We start from the raw sequence: 1,515 nt of genomic DNA, 5'->3' as shown, positions 1-1,515 counted from the left end.
GCCCCCTCCGACTCGGGGGCTAGGATCCGTCGGACCTCTGCCGAGGTCCATCTTTCTTAAAGCGTAACCCCTGACACTCAAACTTCTCCATTTCTTTCTTGTAAAACGTCTCCCACACATCAGAAAATCGTGTGGGTTAAGTAAACCTACCCAAAAGTGACAAATAAAAAGGAAGTGGATGCGAGGCGATGATTGCAAAACCACGACATCCACTTCCAAGAGTGGCTTGAGTGGACACTAAAGGCAGAAGTGTACACTCTCTGCTGCTCCATTGCTGTGCATATCAATGTCGTGAAGCTTCACAGATTCACGCTCATCTTCCTGATCAAATCACCACATCAGCAATCTTAGCCCTCTTCGTGTTGCGGTCAAAGAAAGGGAATTGACTAGACTAAGTCGTTCTGTGGCACCTCTCCAACCCTCGAGAGAGATACAAAATGCACATTGAAGGCAGGTTTTCTGACTTGTCTCCGTCTCCAGCTCCTTCCCATAAGAGACTACTCTCACAGTGGTTTACGCTAGAGCGTTTGGTAAGACTTACAGCAGCGGGACTGTACAGGACTTTCACCTGTTTCCCTTTTAACCTTAATGGTCGAATAACCACCAAAGCACCTTCATATGGCAAAGATAATAACAATTGCTAAATCTACCAAATCAGCACTTGCTAATATCTTGAAGTTCTCCTCCTCCCAACCTGACAGAAAAAGCGAATAGGAAGTCACAACAAAAAGTGGTACCTTTGCAGGAAGTTTTCGCATACCAAGAAGCGGTTTATAAAGACAATATGGAGACAATAAAAACAATATATAAGATAGGACACGGGCCATCGAGTAGCCATACTATGGCGCCAAGGCGGGCAGCAGAGATGTTTTCCAAGCGATTTGAGGGTAGCCTTCCCAACCGTTTTAGAGTCACCCTCTACGGCTCTCTTGCCGCCACTGGAAAGGGGCACATGACCGATGTAGCGATCCTCGATGTGCTAGAGCCACTAGCACCGACTAAGATTCTTTGGGAGCCCACGATTGTGCCAGAGTTCCACACCAATGGAATGCTCTTTGAGGCACTCGATGAGAGTGATAAGGTACTCGACGAGTGGAAAGTCTACAGTATCGGTGGTGGCTCATTGGCCAATGAGAGCTTTGATGAGAGCCGCCATGATGAGATCTACCCTCACCACACCCTCACAGATATTATGGTCTACTGCCAGCAGCATCGGATTAACTTTTGGGAGTATGTGGAGCGGTACGACGATCCCTCCGTATGGGATCACATTGCCGAAGTATGGCAAGTGATGAGAGAGGCTGTCCAAAGAGGGCTAGAATCCGATGGAGTACTTCCAGGAGGGCTCAACCTGCGTCGCAAAGCTGGCGAGTACCTGATTCGCGCCAAAGGCTATAAGAGCAATGTCAGTAGCCGTGGGCTAGTTTACTCCTACGCACTCGCCGTTTCGGAGGAAAACGCCTCCGGTCACGTGGTCGCCACCGCCCCCACCTGCGGTTCGTCGGGTGTGGTACC

1 protein-coding gene and 1 riboswitch are annotated in these 1,515 nt (G+C 49.2%); the gene reads left to right on the top strand.

From position 1 onward, the window contains the following. Positions 1–432 precede the first annotated feature (432 nt). Positions 433–631, bottom strand: a riboswitch (cobalamin riboswitch). A 153-nt stretch (positions 632–784) separates the two neighbouring features. Beyond that, on the top strand, positions 785–1,515 hold a 731-nt coding region (locus QVO39_RS00860; RefSeq protein ID WP_288171294.1), incomplete at its 3' end, for a serine dehydratase beta chain.

Source organism: Porphyromonas sp. CAG:1061, assembly GCF_000435035.1.
Taxonomy (GTDB): Bacteria; Bacteroidota; Bacteroidia; order Bacteroidales; family Porphyromonadaceae; genus Porphyromonas_A; species Porphyromonas_A somerae.
This window is presented reverse-complemented; position numbering and strand designations above follow the sequence as displayed.